Source organism: Glycomyces salinus, assembly GCF_016428645.1.
GTDB classification, from domain to species: Bacteria; Actinomycetota; Actinomycetes; order Mycobacteriales; family Micromonosporaceae; genus Glycomyces; species Glycomyces salinus.
Window position 1 is genome coordinate 1 of record NZ_JAELXW010000145.1, and the last position, 16811, is coordinate 16811.

Annotated in this window: 15 protein-coding genes and 3 pseudogenes; 7 read left to right on the plus strand and 11 right to left on the minus strand. The window is 68.5% G+C overall.

Annotated features, from left to right (window positions below):
* The 5 genes from JFB92_RS23980 to JFB92_RS24000 form a co-directional block, all read right to left on the minus strand.
* A partial coding sequence (locus tag JFB92_RS23980; protein ID WP_504779056.1) for a Rossmann-fold NAD(P)-binding domain-containing protein occupies positions 1 to 619 on the minus strand: 619 nt, incomplete at its 3' end.
* Positions 619 to 2244 carry an NAD(P)-binding protein gene (locus tag JFB92_RS23985; protein WP_199044382.1) on the minus strand — a complete coding sequence of 542 codons (1626 nt, stop codon included), beginning with the start codon at positions 2242 to 2244 and terminating at the stop codon, positions 619 to 621. The genes JFB92_RS23985 and JFB92_RS23980, both read right to left, overlap by 1 nt.
* A complete protein-coding gene (locus tag JFB92_RS23990; protein WP_199044383.1) occupies positions 2241 to 3242 on the minus strand; it encodes a thiamine pyrophosphate-dependent enzyme in 1002 nt (333 codons plus the stop codon). The genes JFB92_RS23985 and JFB92_RS23990 overlap by 4 nt, the downstream gene beginning before the upstream one ends.
* Positions 3239 to 4414: a transketolase C-terminal domain-containing protein gene (locus JFB92_RS23995; RefSeq protein WP_199044384.1), complete on the minus strand. Its 1176-nt coding sequence runs from the start codon at positions 4412 to 4414 to the stop codon at positions 3239 to 3241. Before JFB92_RS23995 ends, JFB92_RS23990 begins: the two co-directional genes overlap by 4 nt.
* Entirely contained in the window at positions 4407 to 4988 is a 582-nt protein-coding gene (locus JFB92_RS24000) for a 2-oxoacid:acceptor oxidoreductase family protein (protein ID WP_199044385.1), read from the minus strand. Before JFB92_RS24000 ends, JFB92_RS23995 begins: the two co-directional genes overlap by 8 nt.
* A 223-nt stretch (positions 4989 to 5211) precedes the next feature.
* On the opposite strand from JFB92_RS24000, the gene JFB92_RS24005 reads away from it, so the two are divergent.
* The 3 genes from JFB92_RS24005 to JFB92_RS24015 are packed head-to-tail and all read left to right on the plus strand — an operon-like array spanning position 5212 to position 6514.
* Positions 5212 to 5724 carry a flavodoxin family protein gene (locus tag JFB92_RS24005; RefSeq protein WP_199044386.1) on the plus strand — a complete coding sequence of 171 codons (513 nt, stop codon included), beginning with the start codon at positions 5212 to 5214 and terminating at the stop codon, positions 5722 to 5724.
* 54 nt (positions 5725 to 5778) lie between these two features.
* The gene (locus JFB92_RS24010) at positions 5779 to 6069 is read left to right on the plus strand and encodes an SHOCT domain-containing protein (RefSeq protein ID WP_199044387.1); all 291 of its coding nucleotides are present in this window, start codon (positions 5779 to 5781) and stop codon (positions 6067 to 6069) included.
* Positions 6070 to 6094: 25 nt separating this feature from the next.
* Positions 6095 to 6514, plus strand: a complete 420-nt coding sequence (locus JFB92_RS24015; RefSeq protein WP_199044388.1) for a hypothetical protein — start codon at positions 6095 to 6097, stop codon at positions 6512 to 6514.
* A 96-nt stretch (positions 6515 to 6610) separates the two neighbouring features.
* Here JFB92_RS24015 and JFB92_RS24020 read toward each other — a convergent pair whose 3' ends face one another.
* The gene (locus JFB92_RS24020; RefSeq protein WP_199044389.1) at positions 6611 to 6835 is read right to left on the minus strand and encodes a hypothetical protein; all 225 of its coding nucleotides are present in this window, start codon (positions 6833 to 6835) and stop codon (positions 6611 to 6613) included.
* 116 nt (positions 6836 to 6951) lie between these two features.
* Positions 6952 to 7368, minus strand: coding sequence for a pyridoxamine 5'-phosphate oxidase family protein (locus tag JFB92_RS24025; protein WP_199044390.1), 417 nt, complete (start codon positions 7366 to 7368; stop codon positions 6952 to 6954).
* A 385-nt stretch (positions 7369 to 7753) separates the two neighbouring features.
* Between JFB92_RS24025 and ppdK the strand changes: the two genes are divergently transcribed.
* Both ppdK and JFB92_RS27110 read left to right on the plus strand, forming a co-directional pair.
* Positions 7754 to 10459 (plus strand): pyruvate, phosphate dikinase, encoded by a 2706-nt coding sequence (ppdK, locus tag JFB92_RS24030; RefSeq protein WP_199044391.1) that lies wholly within the window; start codon positions 7754 to 7756, stop codon positions 10457 to 10459.
* A 20-nt stretch (positions 10460 to 10479) separates the two neighbouring features.
* A pseudogene (locus JFB92_RS27110) lies at positions 10480 to 10683 on the plus strand (cation-transporting P-type ATPase); the annotation flags it as partial.
* A 15-nt stretch (positions 10684 to 10698) separates the two neighbouring features.
* Here JFB92_RS27110 and JFB92_RS27115 read toward each other — a convergent pair.
* From JFB92_RS27115 to JFB92_RS24055, 4 genes and pseudogenes are all read right to left on the minus strand, one after another.
* Positions 10699 to 10839 (minus strand): annotated as a pseudogene (locus JFB92_RS27115) (transcriptional regulator); the annotation flags it as partial.
* A 67-nt stretch (positions 10840 to 10906) separates the two neighbouring features.
* Complete coding sequence (locus JFB92_RS24040; protein ID WP_199044393.1) at positions 10907 to 11227, minus strand: hypothetical protein; 321 nt, start codon at positions 11225 to 11227, stop codon at positions 10907 to 10909.
* A 150-nt stretch (positions 11228 to 11377) separates the two neighbouring features.
* Positions 11378 to 13356, minus strand: a pseudogene (locus JFB92_RS24050) (heavy metal translocating P-type ATPase); the annotation flags it as partial.
* Between the two features lie 467 nt (positions 13357 to 13823).
* On the minus strand, positions 13824 to 14126 hold the full coding sequence (locus JFB92_RS24055) for a hypothetical protein (RefSeq protein WP_199044395.1): 303 nt from the start codon (positions 14124 to 14126) through the stop codon (positions 13824 to 13826).
* Between the two features lie 783 nt (positions 14127 to 14909).
* On the opposite strand from JFB92_RS24055, the gene JFB92_RS24060 reads away from it, so the two are divergent.
* Complete coding sequence (locus JFB92_RS24060) at positions 14910 to 15707, plus strand: SigB/SigF/SigG family RNA polymerase sigma factor (RefSeq protein WP_199044396.1); 798 nt, start codon at positions 14910 to 14912, stop codon at positions 15705 to 15707.
* 84 nt (positions 15708 to 15791) lie between these two features.
* On the plus strand, positions 15792 to 16739 hold the full coding sequence (locus JFB92_RS24065) for an anti-sigma factor RsbA family regulatory protein (protein WP_199044398.1): 948 nt from the start codon (positions 15792 to 15794) through the stop codon (positions 16737 to 16739).
* Positions 16740 to 16811 lie beyond the last annotated feature (72 nt).

Consider the following 16811-nt stretch of genomic DNA (forward strand, 5'->3'; position numbering starts at 1 on the left):
CGGCGGCCGCGGCTCGCACGTCGTAGGCGGTGACGACCGCGCCGAGGCGCCGCGCGGTGCCGATCGCGGCCAGGCCCGCGACGCCGCATCCCAGCACCAGGACCGCGGCGGGCCGGATGGTGCCGGTCGCGGTGGTGAGCATCGGCATGAACCGGCGGTAGGCGGCCGCGGCGACCAGTGCCGCCCGGTATCCGGCGATGTGCGCCTGCGAAGTGAGCGCGTCCATTGTCTGTGCGCGGGAGAGTGTGCGCGGGAGCATGTCGAGGCTGATCGCGGTGACGCCCTGGCGCGCCCAGGCCTGGACACGGTGCCGCTGATGCAGCGGCCGCAGGAGTCCTATGAGCACTTGCTCCGCATGCGGGGTGACCGACCCTTCGATGCCGGGCGGTTCAACACACAGGAGTATCTTGCAGCGCTGGCGAAGCTGACCTGGTCCTTCGACGACGGCTCCGGCGTCGCGGTAGTCCTGGTCGGTGAACCAGGAGCGGGTCCCGGCGCCGTATTCGACGTAGACGTCGAATCCGGCCTCGTTCAGTCCGGCCACGGCCTCGGGCACGAGGGCCACACGGTGCTCTCCTGCGGCGCGCTCCTTGAGCACGCCTACGGCGATGCGGCTCATCAGCTCTCCTCTTCGATCATGGTGATGGCCCCGGCGGGGCACTCGGCCGCGCAGATCCCGCAGCCCTTGCAGTAGTCGAGGTCGATCGCGAAGCCCTTGCCGGGCCCGAGCTTGACGATGGCGTTGTCGGGGCACATGCCGTAGCAGTTGTCGCATTCGAAGCAGTTGCCGCAGGACATGCAGCGGCGGGCCTCGAACAGGACGGTCTCGGCGTCGAGGCCGCCGACGACCTCGTCGAAGGTGTCGGTGCGGCGGGCGATCTCGAGGCGGGGCCGGACCTGGTGCGGCGCGTCGGCGTAGTACCAGGGGTTGAGCCGCTCGAAAGCCGCGAGCGGCATCGGCGGCAGAGCCTTGGGTTCGGTGGCGGTGAGCCAGGAGTGAATGCGGCGGGCGGCCCGCTTGCCGTGTCCGATCGCGACTGTGGCGGTGCGCTCGGAGGGCACCATGTCGCCGCCGGCGAACACGCCGGGTGTCTCGGTCATGAAGTCGTCGTCGACGGCGACCGCGCCGTCGACCGCGGGGAGGTCTTCGACGAGCGCGCGGTCGACGTCCTGGCCGAGGGCGAGGACGACGCTGTCGGCCGCGAGGGTGTCGAACTCGCCGGTGGCGCGGGGAAAGCCGGTCTCATCGAGTTCCATGCGCTCCACGGTGATCGACTCGCCGTCGGCGGCGGCGATGGTGGAGAGCCAGCGGATCTGGACGCCCTCTTCGAGTGCCTCGGCCACTTCGGACTCATGTGCGGGCATGCGTTCGCGGGTGCGGCGGTAGACGACGAGGGCCTCGGTGGCGCCGAGGCGGCGGGCGGTTCGGGCGGCGTCCATGGCGGTGTCGCCGCCGCCGTAGACGACGACACGGCGGCCGAGCCGGACGGTCTCGCCTTCGGCCGCCGAACGGAGGAGTGTGAGGGCGTCGAGGAGGCGCGCGGATTCTCCAGCCGGGATGTAGGCGCGCTTGGAGAGCTGGGCGCCGACGGCGAGGAAGACCGCGTCGTAGCCCTCGCGCGCGGCGTCGAGGTCGGTCACGAGGCGGCCGAGGTCGAATTCGACGCCCATCCGCTCGATGCGGCCGATCTCGGCGTCGAGGACGTCACGGGGCAGCCGGTAGGCCGGGATGCCGTAGCGCATCATGCCGCCGGGTTCCTCGGCCGCGTCGGCGACGGTGACCTCGTGGCCGAGGAGGCGCAGGTGGTAGGCGGCGGACAGCCCGGCCGGTCCCGCGCCGACGACGAGGACGCGCTTGCCGGTCGGCGCGGCCTCGGCGTGCACGGTCCAGCCCTGTTCGATCGCGTGGTCGCCGAGGAAGCGCTCGACGGCGTTGATGCCGACTGCCTCGTCGAGGAGGCCGCGGTTGCACGCCGTCTGGCACGGGTGGTAGCAGACGCGGCCCATGATCGCCGGGAACGGGTTGTCGGCCATGAGGGTTCGCCAGGCGCCTTCGTAGTCGCCCGCCTCTGCCGGGTAGAGCCAGCCTTGGACGTTCTCGCCCGCCGGGCAGGCGTTGTTGCACGGCGGCAGCAGGTCGCGGTAGACGGGCCGCTCGGTGCGCCAGGCGCCGGTCCGGTTGGCCAGGCTGGTGCCGGTCGCCAGCGTGATGGCGAACGGGAGGGGTTGTCGGTCGCGGGTCATGACTCCTCCGATGCAAGGCCGTATTCGTCGATGTTGGCGTCGGCGATCGACTGGAGGCGGTCGAGTGTCGCTTCGTCGCGTTCGGGCTCGAACAGGTGCCGGTAGCGCTTCTGCGGCCGCAGGTACTCCTCGACAGGCACCGGCCCGCGGCGGAGCCTCGTGACGGCGGCGATCCGGCCTTCTCTGGCTTCGTAGAGCGGGAACAGGCCGGTCTCGACGGCGAGGCGCGCGAGCTTCACGGTCTCGGACGCGTCGCTCCCCCACCCGAGCGGGCACGGCACGAGTACGTGGAGGTAGCGGGCGCCGTGCAGCTCCATGGCGGCGGTGACCTTGTCCTCGAGGTCGTGGAGGTCTGCGACGGTCGCGGTCGCCACGTACGGGATTCGGTGGGCGACGGCGATGCGCGCGGCGTCCTTGCCCTGGCCGAACGGGTTGCCGGGTGCCGGGCCGACGGCCGGTGTGGTGGCGGTGCGGGCCGCGGGCGGGGTGGCCCCGGAACGCTGCACGCCGGTGTTCATGTAGCCGCCGTTGTCGTAGCAGACGAACAGGACGTCGTCGCCGCGTTCGAACATGCCCGAGAGGGAGGCGAATCCGATGTCGACGGTGCCGCCGTCGCCTCCCTGACCGAGGACGCGGGTCCGGGTGTCGCCCTTGGCGCGCAGCGCGGCGGCGACGCCCGAGGCGACCGACGGCGCATTGCCGAACAGGGAGTGGATCCACGGCACCTGCCAGGCGGTCTCGGGGAACGGCGTGGAGAAGACCTCGAGGCAGCCGGTGGCGTTGACACTGATGAGCTTTCCGCCGGCGGCGCGCATGGCCGCGTCCTGCACGAAGCGGGCGCCGAGGGCCTCGCCGCAGCCGCGGCAGGCGCGGTGGCCGCTGGTCAGGGCATTGGCGCGGTCGGGCCCGGATTGGATGGTGCGCTGCTCGGGGTCGAGGAGGCGGTTGCCGACGGCGAAGCTGCCGACCTGGTAGAACTTGACGCGCTGCGTAGTCATGGTCGGCTCCCTGCGGCTTCGATGAGTCCGGTATCAAGGTCCATGAAGGACAATTCTGGGAGTTCGCCGCGGTTCGCGGCCTCGATCACGGCCTTGAGTGAGGCGCGGGTGACGGGCCGCCCGCCGAGTCCGGCGACGACCGAATGAATCGGCGGGCCGCCGGGGACGGCGGCGCGGATCTCGGTGCCGATCACCCCCGTGCTGCCGGTCGGCTGGGCCCGCTCGAGCACGACGACCCGTTCGCGGCCGGCGACGGCGGCGCGGATCACGTCGACCGGGAAGGGCCGGAAGGCCACCAGGCCGAGAGCGCCGACTCCGACGCCTTCGCCTCGGAGCTCGTCGACGGTGTCCTCAAGGGTGCCGACGACCGAGCCCATCGCGATCACGAGCGTCTCGGCTCCGACCGCCCGATAGGCGTCCGCTATGGCGGGGACGGAGCGGTCGACGCGTGCGGCGTAGTCGGCGGCCAGCACCGGCAGGCGCTCCAGTGCCCGCTTCGCGTTCGTGTGGGCGAGGTAGCGGACCTCGGTGTACGCCTCGGGCCCGACCATCGCCCCGATGGTGACCGGGTCGGCCGGGTCCAAGACCTGGCGGGGCCGGAACGGTGGCAGGAAGGCGTCGACCCGCTCGGGCTCGGCCAGATCGACCGGTTCGACTGCGTGCGTGAGCACGAAACCGTCGACGCACACCATGACCGGCACCGAAACCTCCTCGGCGAGCCGGTAGGCGACCGGGTGGAGGTCGGCGGCGTGCTGATTGTCCAAGGCGTACAACTGGATCCAGCCCGAGTCGCGCTGCGAGATCGAGTCGGAGTGGTCGTTCCAGATGTTGATCGGCGCGCCGATGGCGCGATTGGCGACGGTCATGACGATCGGCAGACCGAGCCCGGCGGCGTTGTAGAGGGCCTCGGCCATGAACAGCAGCCCCTGGCTGGCGGTGGCGGTATAGGTGCGCGCGCCGGTCGCGGAGGCGCCGATGGCGACCGAGAGGGCGGCCATCTCACTCTCGACGTTGACGAACTGGGCCGCGCCGAGCTTCCCGGTGCGGGCGAGCACGGCGAGCGCCTCGACGATGTGGGTCTGGGGCGAAATGGGGTAGGCGCACACCACGTCGGGACGGCAGGACGCCACCGTTCGCGCAACGGCCTGAGAGCCTTCGATCTGTTCACGCATGGCGACGATCCCGAGACTTGGCGGCCACCTGGCGGTACGCCTCAGCGGCGGCACGGACGTTCGCCTCGCCGACGTCGCCGCCGAAGGTCTGACGGATCGCCTCCAGCACCGACTCCAGCGCGAGCTGCCCGGTCAGGGCCGCGAAGCCGCCGAGCAGTGCGGTGTTCGGGAGCGGCCGGCCGAGATGGGAGCGGGCGATCTGCCCGGCGTTCAGGGCCTTGACGCGGGAACGGTGGAGATGGCCCAGGTGGGCGTCGATCCCCAGCATTTCGATCGGGCGGGCCGAGTTGATCAGGAGGTAACCGCCTGAGGGCAGGCCGTCGAAGATACCGCCGACGTGCCGCAGCGTCGGGTCCTGGATGATCAGGGCGTCGGGACGGGACACCGGTTCGCGGGTTCGCAGCCGGAAATCGGCGATGCGGCAGTAGGCGATGACGGGTGCGCCGGTGCGCTCGGAGCCGAAGCTGGGGATCGCCTGCGCGAACCTGCCTTCGATGAACGCGGCCAGCGAGAGCATTTCGGCGGCGGTGACCACGCCCTGGCCGCCTCGCCCGTGGATTCTCGTCTCGAACACGACTCCCCCTCTGTTCTGCGTTCTCCGAGTCAACCGCCGCGTCGGCGACCGCGGCAGGTGCCATAGGGCCCCAGCTGCGGACCGAAGGTCCCGCGAGGCGAGCGGCCCCGCCTGAAGTGGGACGAAGGTCGGCGATGCGCATGACCTCGGACCCGCGCGAGGGTCCACGACGCGCGATCCAATGAACGAAAGGGCCCGAACGATCCGAAGGCAGGTGGCCGCAATGCGAGCCGTAGTGGTGTACGAGTCGATGTTCGGCAACACGAAGGAATTGGCCGAGGCCGTGGCGGGGGCGTTGTCCGAACGCTTGGCCGTCGAGCTGATCGAGGTGGGCGAGGCCCCGAAGGTGATCGATCCCAAGATCGGGCTGCTGGTCGTCTGCGCACCGACGCACGCCTTCTCCCTCAGTCGCCCCGCCACCCGCGAGGAAGCGGCCAAGCAGGCTCAGCGGGGCCTGGTCTCCAGCGGTATCGGTCTGCGTGAATGGCTGGGAGAGGTCGAGGCCCCGCACGGCACACGAGCGGTCGCCTTCGACACGCGGACCGAACTCCGCATCCCCGGCTCTGCCGCGCGAGTCGCGACTCGCCGGCTCCGCAGGTCCGGCTTCCGCGTCGTCGGCCGCCCGGAGAGCTTCTCGGTCAAGAAGACCCTTGGACCACTGCTGCCCGACGAAGTCCAGCGCGCCCGCCGCTGGGCGGCGAAGCTCGCCGCCGAGCAGCTGACCGTCGAGAAGTAGGGCGTGACGAATGCGGGCGAAATCAGAACCAGATGATCAAGACGGGTGAGATCGATGAGGTATCAGATGTGGCACAACGACTGGAACTACCGATCCGACCACATGTCGGGCGGCGACTGGTGGTGGATGGGGTTCATGACGCTCTTCTGGGTCGCGGTCCTGGCGCTGGCGGTTTGGATGGTGATCAGGCTGAGTCGGGCGATCGAATCGCGCCACGTCTCGGTCGATCACAGGGAGACGCCGCGTGAGACGCTCGACCGGCGCTATGCCGCCGGAGAAATCGACTCGGCGACCTACACCGAGATGCGCGCCCGACTGAGCGGCACAGATCCAGGCCCCTTGTGACGCTCCGGCCGGTCAAGCCGACGACATGAACGCATCGGGACGCCTCGACCGCCGCGCCGCAGCGCTGCGGGGCCTTCACACCGCGATCGCGGCGGCCGAACTCGGCAGCCTCGCGCACGTGTGGACCTGCGCCCTCACCGGACGCCGCGACCGAGTGCTCGCAGCCTCGATCGCGGCCCTCTCACTCGAAGGCGTCGGCCTGCTGATCGGCCGCGGCGGCTGCCCGCTGGCACCGCTGCAACAACGGTTCGGGGACCCGGTGCCGCTGTTCGAGTTCGTCCTGCCGCCACGAGCCGCGAAGGCAGCTGTTCCGTTGCTCGCCGCAGCCGCGGTCGCCGGTGTCGCCACTATCGCGATCCGGACCGCAGCGCGAGGCCCTCGAAAGCCGGTAAGCAGTGCCTCCTGCAATGACAAGCAGGTCTTCCACTCGATACAGAAGACGTAGCCTGCTGCACCGCAATGAACACAGACCAATAGCACAACCGCGTACCGTCCCGTCGAGGTTCGGCAGGCTCTGGGAGGCTTGGCTCAACACGAGGGTTCAGCACTGCAGCTTCGCCGGTCGTTCGGCGATCTTCGAGCCCTCTCGCCGGCCCGGCGGTGCGCGGTCGAGCCAGCGTTTGAGCACGGCGACCTCCTGGTCGTGCTCGCCGAGCTTGCGGCGGATGATCGCGGCATGTTCGGTGTACGCCGGGGCCGGCTCGCGGCCCTCGGCCGCCCGCTCGGATCCGCTCTCTGAGCACTGCCATCGAAAGCACGACAGCACCAGGTGTCAGACACTCCCTTTCGATGCGGTCGCACGGTCGCGCCGGAACGGCCGTCGTCGGTTGCCGACGGGTTCGTTTCGTCGGAGCTGCGACGTACCGGTCAGGAATGGCGGGGTCATTTTCCGATCGTGAGGCGCAGACCCGATATTTCCCGCGGTCTGATGGCGATTACCGTGTCCAAGGGGCGATCGAGCCATGATCGGACCTGCATTCCGAGCTGCTCAGAGTGACGTTCTCTGGAGACGACTGTGGCGGTGCCGGTGATGAGAACACTCCAGCCGAGTCTGCTGTGCGGTTCGATCTCGTCCGCCTGGTAGGCCACTTGCAGACTCGATTGGTGCAAGACCTCTCGCGCGAACGCCGACGAATGTCGTGTATAGACGATGACCCGGCCGTCGACGACGACGTGGTTCAGCGGCCTGATGGTGGGGACCCCATTGAAGACAAAGGCGACTCGCCCGAACTCGGCGTGCCCGAGCAGGCCGAGCGCGAGCTTCGGGTCGAGTTCGACCGGGGCTCGCTTGTTCTCCACTCCTACCCCCCGTCGGGACCATCTGGAAAATGATGTGACCGTGCACCGACGACCTTCAGGGAGCACGGCCGCTGTCAGGCGGACCGGCTCCAGAAGGAGGCGCGATCACCTTTTGTAGATTGACGGTAGCAGCATCCGGGCGGCGAGACCGTCGAACGCTCAAGCGCTCAGGATCGGTCTGGAGCCCATCTGCCACATCGCTCATCGCAGCGCCTCCAAGACTTGGCGGAGCCGTCGATACGGACAACGAATCGTTCTCTGCTGTCCTGCTTCACCCGTCCCGCCGGGACGAAAGTCAGGGGTGCTCGGGGCCATCGGACCCGCACACTCCGGCGCGGAGCCGGTTCCAATGGAGGAAAGCACTTGCATCTAGGAGGTCGGAGCGATGGCCGGAACGAGCCGTAGATTCGTGTTCGCATTCGATGAAGGCGACAAGGACCACAAGGAACTGCTGGGAGGCAAGGGCGCCGGTCTCGCCGAGATGACCAATCTCGGTCTCCCCGTCCCGCCGGGATTCACCGTCTCCACCGAGGCCTGCCGCCTCTACCTGGCCGACGGCCAGGTGCCGCCTGAGCTGGCCGGTGAGATCGACGCGCACTTGGGCCGGCTGGAGTCCGAGCGCGGCAAGCGCTTCGGCTCGGCCTCGGACCCGATGCTCGTCTCGGTACGGTCGGGCGCGAAATTCTCCATGCCCGGCATGATGGAGACCATCCTCGACATCGGACTCAACGACGCATCCGTGGACGGGCTCGCGGCCGCCGCGGGCAGCGAGCGGTTCGCCTGGGACTCTTATCGTCGGCTCATCCAGATGTTCGGCTCCACCGTGCTCGGCATCGACCCCGCCCGGTTCAGCACGGTGCTCGAGACGGTCGAGCGGTCCACCGGCGCGGCAGGCGATGTCGACCTCGACGCGGCCACGCTGCGCAGCCTGGTCACGAATTACAAGGCGATCGTCCGCGACGAGACCGGCCGCGACTTCCCGCAGAACCCCCGCGAGCAGCTCACCATGGCGATCCGAGCCGTGTTCGAGTCCTGGAACACCGAACGCGCCCGCGTCTACCGCCGCCAGGAGCGCATCCCCCACGACCTCGGCACCGCCGTGAACGTGATGGCGATGGTCTACGGCAACCTCGGCCCCGACTCCGGCACCGGCGTCGCGTTCACTCGCGACCCCGCGACCGGCACACCGGGCGTCTACGGGGACTACCTCTCCGAAGCCCAAGGCGAGGACGTCGTCGCGGGGATACGCACCCCCGTCCCGCTCCAAGATCTCGAACGGCTCGACCCTGTCTCCTACGCGGAACTCCGGCGCATCATGGCACTGCTGGAGGGCCACTACCGAGACCTGTGCGATGTGGAGTTCACGATCGAGCGCGGGAGACTGTGGATGCTCCAGACCCGGATCGGCAAGCGCACCGCCGCGGCCGCCTTCCGGCTGGCAATCCAGTTCCTCGACGACGGGCTGATCGACGTCGAGGAGGCATTGGGCCGAGTGACCGGCGAGCAGCTCACGCAGTTGATGTTCCCGCAGTTCGACCCGCACATCGAAGCGAAGCCGATCGCCACGGGAGTGCCGGCCTCGCCGGGCGCGGCTGTCGGCACCGCCGTCTTCGACTCCGCGACCGCCGCCCGCACCGACCCGAACGTGATCCTGGTGCGGCGCGAGACCAGCCCCGACGACCTTCCCGGCATCATCGCCGCCGAAGGCGTCCTCACCAGCCGCGGCGGCAAGACCTCGCACGCCGCGGTCGTCGCACGTGGTATGGGAAAGACCTGCGTGGTCGGTGCGGACGGCTTGGAGATCGACGCCGATCGGCGCCAGTTCACCACCACTGACGGCGTTGTCGTCCGCGAAGGCGACACGATCTCGATCGACGGATCCACCGGACGCGTCTACTCGGGAACGATCGACGTGGTGCCCTCACCGGTAGTCGAGTACTTCGAAGGCCGCCTCGACGCCGCGGTCCGCCGCCGCGACCCGGTGGTCCAGGCGGTCTCACGCATGATGATCTACGCCGACGAGCGTCGGCGCCTCGGCGTCCACGCCAACGCCGACACCCCGGCCGACGCGAAACGGGCCCGCCAGTTCAGAGCGGACGGCATCGGCCTGTGCCGCACCGAGCACATGTTCCTCGGCGAACGCCGCCACCACATCGAGGAGCTCATCCTCGCCGAGTCTGCGGCGGAGCAGGACAAGGTGCTCGCCGAGCTGCTGCCGATGCAGCTGGGCGACTTCGTCGGCATCCTCGCCGCTATGGACGGGCTGCCGGTGACGATCCGGCTCATCGACCCGCCACTCCACGAGTTCCTGCCCGACCTCACCGAACTGTCGGTCAAAGTCGCGCTGGCCGAGGCCGGCGGTGCGATCGACGAGGGCGACGTCCGGCTACTCAGAGCGGTCCGCCGCCTCCACGAGCAGAACCCCATGCTGGGCCTGCGCGGGGTGCGACTCGGCCTGGTCGTGCCGGGCCTGGTGGCCATGCAGGTCCGCGCGATCGCCGAGGCGGCCGCGGCGCGAATCAGGGCGGGGGACGATCCGCGACCGGAGATCATGGTGCCGCTCGTCGGCGGGGTTGAGGAGTTCGAGCTGATGCGCGAGGAGATCGTGCGCGTCCTCCACGACGTCTCGGAGTCGTCCGGGATCGAGGTCCGCGCCAGGATCGGCACGATGATCGAGCTGCCGCGGGCCGCGCTCACCGCCGCGAGCATCGCCGAGCACGCCGACTTCTTCTCGTTCGGCACCAACGACCTGACCCAGACCACATGGGGGTTCTCGCGCGACGACGTCGAAGGCTCGTTCTTCCCGGCCTATCTCAAGAAGGGCATATTCGCGGCCTCGCCGTTCGATTCCCTCGACGAGGAGGGCGTCGGGCGGCTGGTGTCGATCGCGGTCGAAGAGGGCCGCGCCGTGCGTGGGGGCCTCCTGATCGGAGTGTGCGGTGAACACGGCGGCGACCCGTCCTCGGTCCGCTTCTTCGACCGGGTCGGACTCGACTACGTGTCGTGCTCCCCGTTCAGGGTCCCGATCGCGAGGCTCGAGGCCGGACGGGCAGCGGTCCTGAAGGCGTCCTCGGAAGGCGACACGCGGTGACGGCCACGACCGACTAGAGCGTGACTCCCGAGTACCACGGGCTGACAGCCGACGAGACGCTCCTACTGTTGGAGGGCTACTCCCGATATGGACTGACCGCTGAGGGCGCAGCCGAGATTCTGGCTCGGACCGGTCCCAACCTCCTGCCCATCGCCGCGCGAACCAGTCTCCCGACGCGCATCCTACGGCAGATCCACAATCCACTGATCTACGTCCTGCTCGCCGCCGGGGCGATCACCGCCGCCGAGGAGGGCGACTTCCTCTCGGCGGAGGCCCGCCACGTGCCGTCCGCCGACGTCGGGAAGGCCCACCTCGGCGGGGGTGATCCGCGCGCGTTGCGCACCGAGGAAATCTCCGAGCGGACTTGATAGTCCTGGCATGGCCATCACGCTAGCCGCGACGGGTGATCCGTGGGCGCGCTGCTGGCGTGGGGTCCGGTTCGGCGCCTCATGCAACCCGGTCTCTGAGGATCGTACGCAGCGTGTCCTGTGGCATCTCGTGGGTGAACGCGTCGAGGCGGATCTCGTGGTGAGGGCCGCTGCGGCGCAGGTGCGTCCGGTCGGGATACCAGTACTGGATCTCGACCACCGGCGTCGCCTCGCCGGTCAGGGCGCGCGCGAGGTCGGCGATGAGCGCCTTCTTGCGGTAGAAGTCGTCGGTTCCGGGGACGACAGTGCCGAGCCCGGGGAGGTAGTGCGCGGCGGGTGCGCGGACGAGTTCCGGCTCGTCGGCCGCGAAGAGGCGGTAGGTCATGGGAGTTTCGTGCACGTGGTGCTCCTTCGGTGTCATGCGTCGTCTCAGTCGGTGCGCGCGATGGTGGCGTTGAGCCCGTCGCGGATGGTGTCCAACCCGTCGGCGTGCGCTTCGTCGATCGCACCTCGGGTGCGGTCGCGTGAGCGCCGTCGGGACGCCGATTCACTAGGCTGCCGTGGCGTACTTGGCCGGGTCGGCGTCGAACTGTGGCGCGCAGGCGGCGCAGCAGAACCAGTACCGGCGGCCCTCGAAGTCGCGGAACAGGCCCTCGGCTTCGGCGTCGGATCTGACGACGGTGCCGCCCATGACCGGACATTCGGCGGTCTCCTCGCCGGCAGCGGGCTCGTGGTGCCCGCATCCGCCGTTCGCGTGGTGGCCGCAGTCGCCTTCGTGGTCGTGTGTCATTGCCGTGTTCCTCTCAGGTGTCGGGTCGATCGGGTCTTGGAGGGCCGCCGTCCGCACATGGTCGGTGCGGTGGCGGCGGAGGCGGTTGGCGTTGGCGACGACGGACAGCGAGCTGAGCGCCATCGCGGCGGCGGCGATGACCGGGTTGAGGCGGATGCCCAGGAGCGGGTAGAGCGCCCCGGCGGCGATCGGGACGCCGAGCGCGTTGTAGACCAGGGCGAAGAACAGGTTCTGGCGGATGTTGCGCATCGTCGCCCGTGACAGGCCGATCGCGGTCGGCACGCCGGTCAGCGACCCTGATATCAGGGTGATGTCGGAGGCTTCGATGGCCACGTCGGGCCGGTGCCGATGGCCATACCGACGTCGGCCTGCGCCAGGGCGGGAGCGTCGTTGATGCCGTCGCCGACCATGCCCACGCGCCGCCCCTCGCCTTGGAGACGGCGGATCTCGTCGGCCTTGTGCTCCGGCAGGACCTCGGCGAGGACCCGTCCGATGCCGACCTGTCCGGCGATGGCCTCGGCGGTGCGGGCGTTGTCGCCGGTGATCATGACGACCTGGAGTCCGAGCCGGCGCAGCGCCGCGACCGCCTGGCGCGAGTCGTCCTTCAGCGTGTCGGCGACCGCGAGCACTCCGGCGGGTGCGCCGTCGACGGCGACCATGACGGGCGTCTTGCCCTCGTCGGCGAACGCGGCCGCGATCGGCGTGAGCCCGGCGGGGTCGATATAGGCGTCGGTGAGGAGCCGCGGGGCGCCGACGAGGATCTCCCTGCCCTCGACCGTGGCGCTGACGCCCTTGCCGGTGATCGACTCGAACGCGGTCGCGGGTCCCGCCCGGGCGCCCGCCTTCCCGGCTCCGGCGACGATGGCCGCCGCCAGCGGATGCTCGCTGTCGGCTTCGGCGGCGGCCACGAGGGCCAGCAGCTCGTCCTCGGTCCAGTCGCCGGTCGCGTGGACGTCGGTCAGGGCGGGCCTGCCGGCGGTGATGGTGCCGGTCTTGTCGAGCACGACCGTGTCGAGTTTGTGGGCGGTCTCCAGGGCCTCGGCCGAGCGGATCAGGATGCCGGCCTGGGCGCCCTTGCCGGTGCCGACCATGATCGACAGCGGGGTGGCCAGACCGAGGGCGCACGGGCAGGCGATGATGAGCACCGCCACCGCCGAGACCAGCGCCAAGGTTAGAGTCGGCTCGGGGCCGAGGACGAACCAGGCGGCGAACGCGGCGACGGCGATGGCGATGACGGCGGGCACGAAGACGCCGGAGACCGCGTCGGCGAACCGCTGGATCGGTGCCCGGGACGCCTGGGCGGCCTTGACCATGCGGATGATCTGGGCCAGTACGGTGTCGGCGCCGACGCCGCTGGCGCGCACCCGCAGTGAACCGGTGGTGTTGATCGTCGAGCCGACGACCGTGTCGCCGGGGTGCTTGCCGACCGGCATGGATTCGCCGGTGACCATCGACTCGTCCACAGCGGAGTCACCGGAGAGGACGACCGCGTCGACCGGGACCTTCTCCCCGGGGCGGACGATCAACTGGTCGCCGAGGCGCACCCGGTCGACCGGGATCTCGACCACCTCACCGCCGCGGGCGACCCGGGCAGCGCGGGCCTGGAGGCCGAGCAGGGCGCGGATGGCCGCGCCGGTGCCGGCCTTGGCGCGCACCTCCAGCAGCCGGCCGAGCAGGATGAGGGTAATGATGACGCCGACCGCCTCGTAGTAGACGTCGCGCACCGCCTCGGGCAGGAGGGTGTCAACACCAAAGGATCAAGGCCCAATGCATCACGGACCAACTGTTGCGCCAAGATCTTTGCCGCTGGCTCTGCCACCGCGCTGAACTCGATCACCACGCCACGCCACCGCTGTCAAACCCCAACCAACGGTGGCCGATCAGGCCGACCAAAGCGAGTTCGGCATCGGCGACGCGCAGTGACATCCACCGGCGGCCTGCGGTCGGAACGGGAACAAATGAGAGGGGAGGTCTCATGCCATGACGATACCGGCTTCCCGCTGTGAGCACCGTCAACCGACCCGGTCATATCCAGAACAGCCACGTTACCGAAGACGCTGTCCAGGAACCGACCAGCCGTCCGAAATCTGAAGCCGGACACAATACCCGCTGGTGACCGAGCACCGGCGTCAATGTGGACAAACAAGGGACACCGTCCCGACAACCAGCCGTTCAACGCAGTGACGGACCCGAGTCCACTCCTCCTTCATTGGTTCGGAAACCAACGTGTTCGGAGCCTCACCGCCTCCAGGTCGCCAACTTTCGGATTACGGCAGTTCTGGAGAGTCCCGTCGGGCCAGCACGCCGCCTTTACCAGACCCGAGCGGCCGGGCCGAACCGAGACCATCCCTGCTACGCCGACGGCGGCAGAGCAGAGCTTCCGGTTCCGGGTCGAATCGCGCGAGACGCCGAAGACCCGGACCGCCTCGGCCGTGGTCATGCGATCCTCGATCGCGCCCATGACCCGCTTGCGCAGCGCTTCTTGATGAGACGGCGCGAGCCTGCGCATGTCCCCTCAGATGATCGCTCACACCGACAAGGCGCGACGGTCAACCATGAAAGTTTCACCTCGAATTATGGCCACGAAGCTCCGGTGGCAATTCTGGGAGCTCCCGCCCCTGTGGCGCCTGCACGGCTGATCCAACAAATGCTCCTCGCCGCGGCGCATAAAAGCAAATTGGAAATTCTCAGACCGCAGTTTACGGAGGCGCTTCGGTCCGCATATCCGACGTGCACGATCCTCAGCCGGATTGTTCAATTCTCCACAATACTTTATGTGGAAGTCCGCAAATTCCTCCGCAACGAGAAAATATCCATCGAATCCACCACCATTTACCCTGCGACCTGCGTATACATCCCTCTTATCCTGGTATTCCCGATGCTGGACGGATCGCTTCGCATTAGATTCTCGCTGTTTGCCGGATACTGTGAAAATAGACACGAGGCTTCTTCGATGAATATTTCTTGAGGTTGGCACTATTTTGATGTTTAGCAATATCGACTGCCTTCCAACGAATGGAATTATCACCATATCGTGATAGCGTCGGTCCCATGATGGGAGTCGATGCGAATGTTTCAAGATTCAACTCCCGCACCTTTTTTGATTCGCAAGCGAACTGGTGGCACAGGGACCCTACTTGCTCGTAGGGAAATACACACCTCCCGGTATCGATACTCTCGCCACAGGAGGGGCGCTCTGGTTCCCGGACATGCCCGGCCACGAAGGTGGCCTGTCCCAGCAAGTCAACGATGCCGCCGGTGATCAACAGTCAATCCGGCAGGACGGTAATCCATGACCGACCATCAATCACCAACATCACACTCCACCCCGAACGAGTACAGCCATCTCGCACCGCTCTTCGAGGAGCTCCGGCAACTCGGCTCCGACGACCCGCGACGCTCCCAGCTCCGGGACCGTCTGGTCATCGGATACCTGCCGCTGGCCCAGCACATCGCCCAGCGGTACTCAGGCAAGGGCATAGCCAAGGACGACCTGGTCCAGGTTGCCTCGATCGGACTTCTCAACGCGGTCGACCGGTTCGACCCCAGTCGTGGCACCGGCTTCCTGTCATACGCCGTCCCCACGGTCATGGGAGAGGTGCGCCGCCACTTCCGAGACACCAGCTGGCCGATGCGCGTCCCCCGCCGACTCCAAGAGCTGCGGGCGTCGATCAATCAGGCCAGTGCCGAACTGTCCCAGCACCTCGACCGGCCTGCCACCGGCGCCGAGCTGGCCGGCCACCTCGGCATCACCGAGAGCGAAGTGGCCGAGGGCTACGAGGCTGCCCAGGTATACCGAGCGGTCTCGCTCGACGAGTCGCCGTTCGGGAACGGGGAACGAGCGCCCCTGGCCGAATCCCTGGGAGATGAAGACGTCGCCCTCGAACTTGTCGACAACCACGAATCGCTGATGCCGCTCCTGCAGGAACTTCCTGGCCGCGAGCGCACGATCCTCGGGCTGCGCTACTTCGGAGACATGACCCAAACCCAGATAGCCCAGGAGGTCGGCATCTCGCAGATGCACGTCTCCAGACTGCTCAACCGCATACTCACGAACCTGCGGGAGGGCCTGACCAGAAGCGCATCCTGACCACCGTGTCGCCCTAAGCGCTGCGGCCACCTGCGGTCGTGCGACCGGCGGCGTGGCCACGATCATGATCGAAGGAGCCGCGCCATGACCGGAGCACACTTCCCCGAGACGGAGATCTTGTTCGAGCACCCCGCACTGTTCTACTCCGGCGCCGACGCCTACTTGGCGGGCACGATCCCGTACATCGACGCGGGCCTCAACGCCGGCGATCCGGTCGCGATCGCCGTGCCCCCACCCAATCTGGCATCAGTGCGGGACGCGCTCGGTGACTGCGCCGGACACGTCCTGTTGATCGACATGGCCGAGGCCGGCGCCAATCCGGGGCGGATCATCCCCGGTGTGCTGCGTGCCTTCGCCGACGCTCACCTCGACCATTGGGTACGGATCATCACCGAGTCGACCTGGCCCGGTCGCACCGAGACCGAGTACCCCGCCTGCGCCCAACACGAAGCCCTGATCAACCTCGCGTTCACCGGCCGCGCCGCCACCATCCTGTGCCCCTATGACTCCGCAGGACTGGACCGGCGCATGCTCGCCGACGCCCGTGCCACGCATCCGATTCTGATCGACCGCAACGGGCGCCACCACAGCGACCAGTACGACCCCGACCGGGTCTTCGCCGACTACGGCCAGCGGCTCCCGGCCCCGCCCCGGTCGGCGATCGAACGCGCCGTCGACCACACCACCCTTGACAACGCCCGCTGGTTCCTCACCTCATACGGCCTGAAGGTCGGCCTCTCGGTCACCCAGCTCATTGACCTTGAAATCGCCGCCACCGAACTGCTCACCAACAGCATCAAACACGGCGGCGGCACCGGGACCCTCCGCGTCTGGGCCGACGACAGGCACCTGATCTGCGATGTCAGCGATGCCGGCCATCTCACCGATCCGCTCGCCGGACGCCGCCCGGTCAAAGGCGGTGAACGCCACGGCCGCGGACTACTGCTGGCCAACCAAATCGCCGATCTCGTCCGCATACACACCAGCAGCTTCGGCACCACTGTGCGGATCCACCTCCGCCTGCCCACCTAGGCCGTGTTTACGAACTCGGTTTCCAGTCCAGGGAGCTTCACCCTTGGAGGGGGACACTCTGATCGCTGGGCC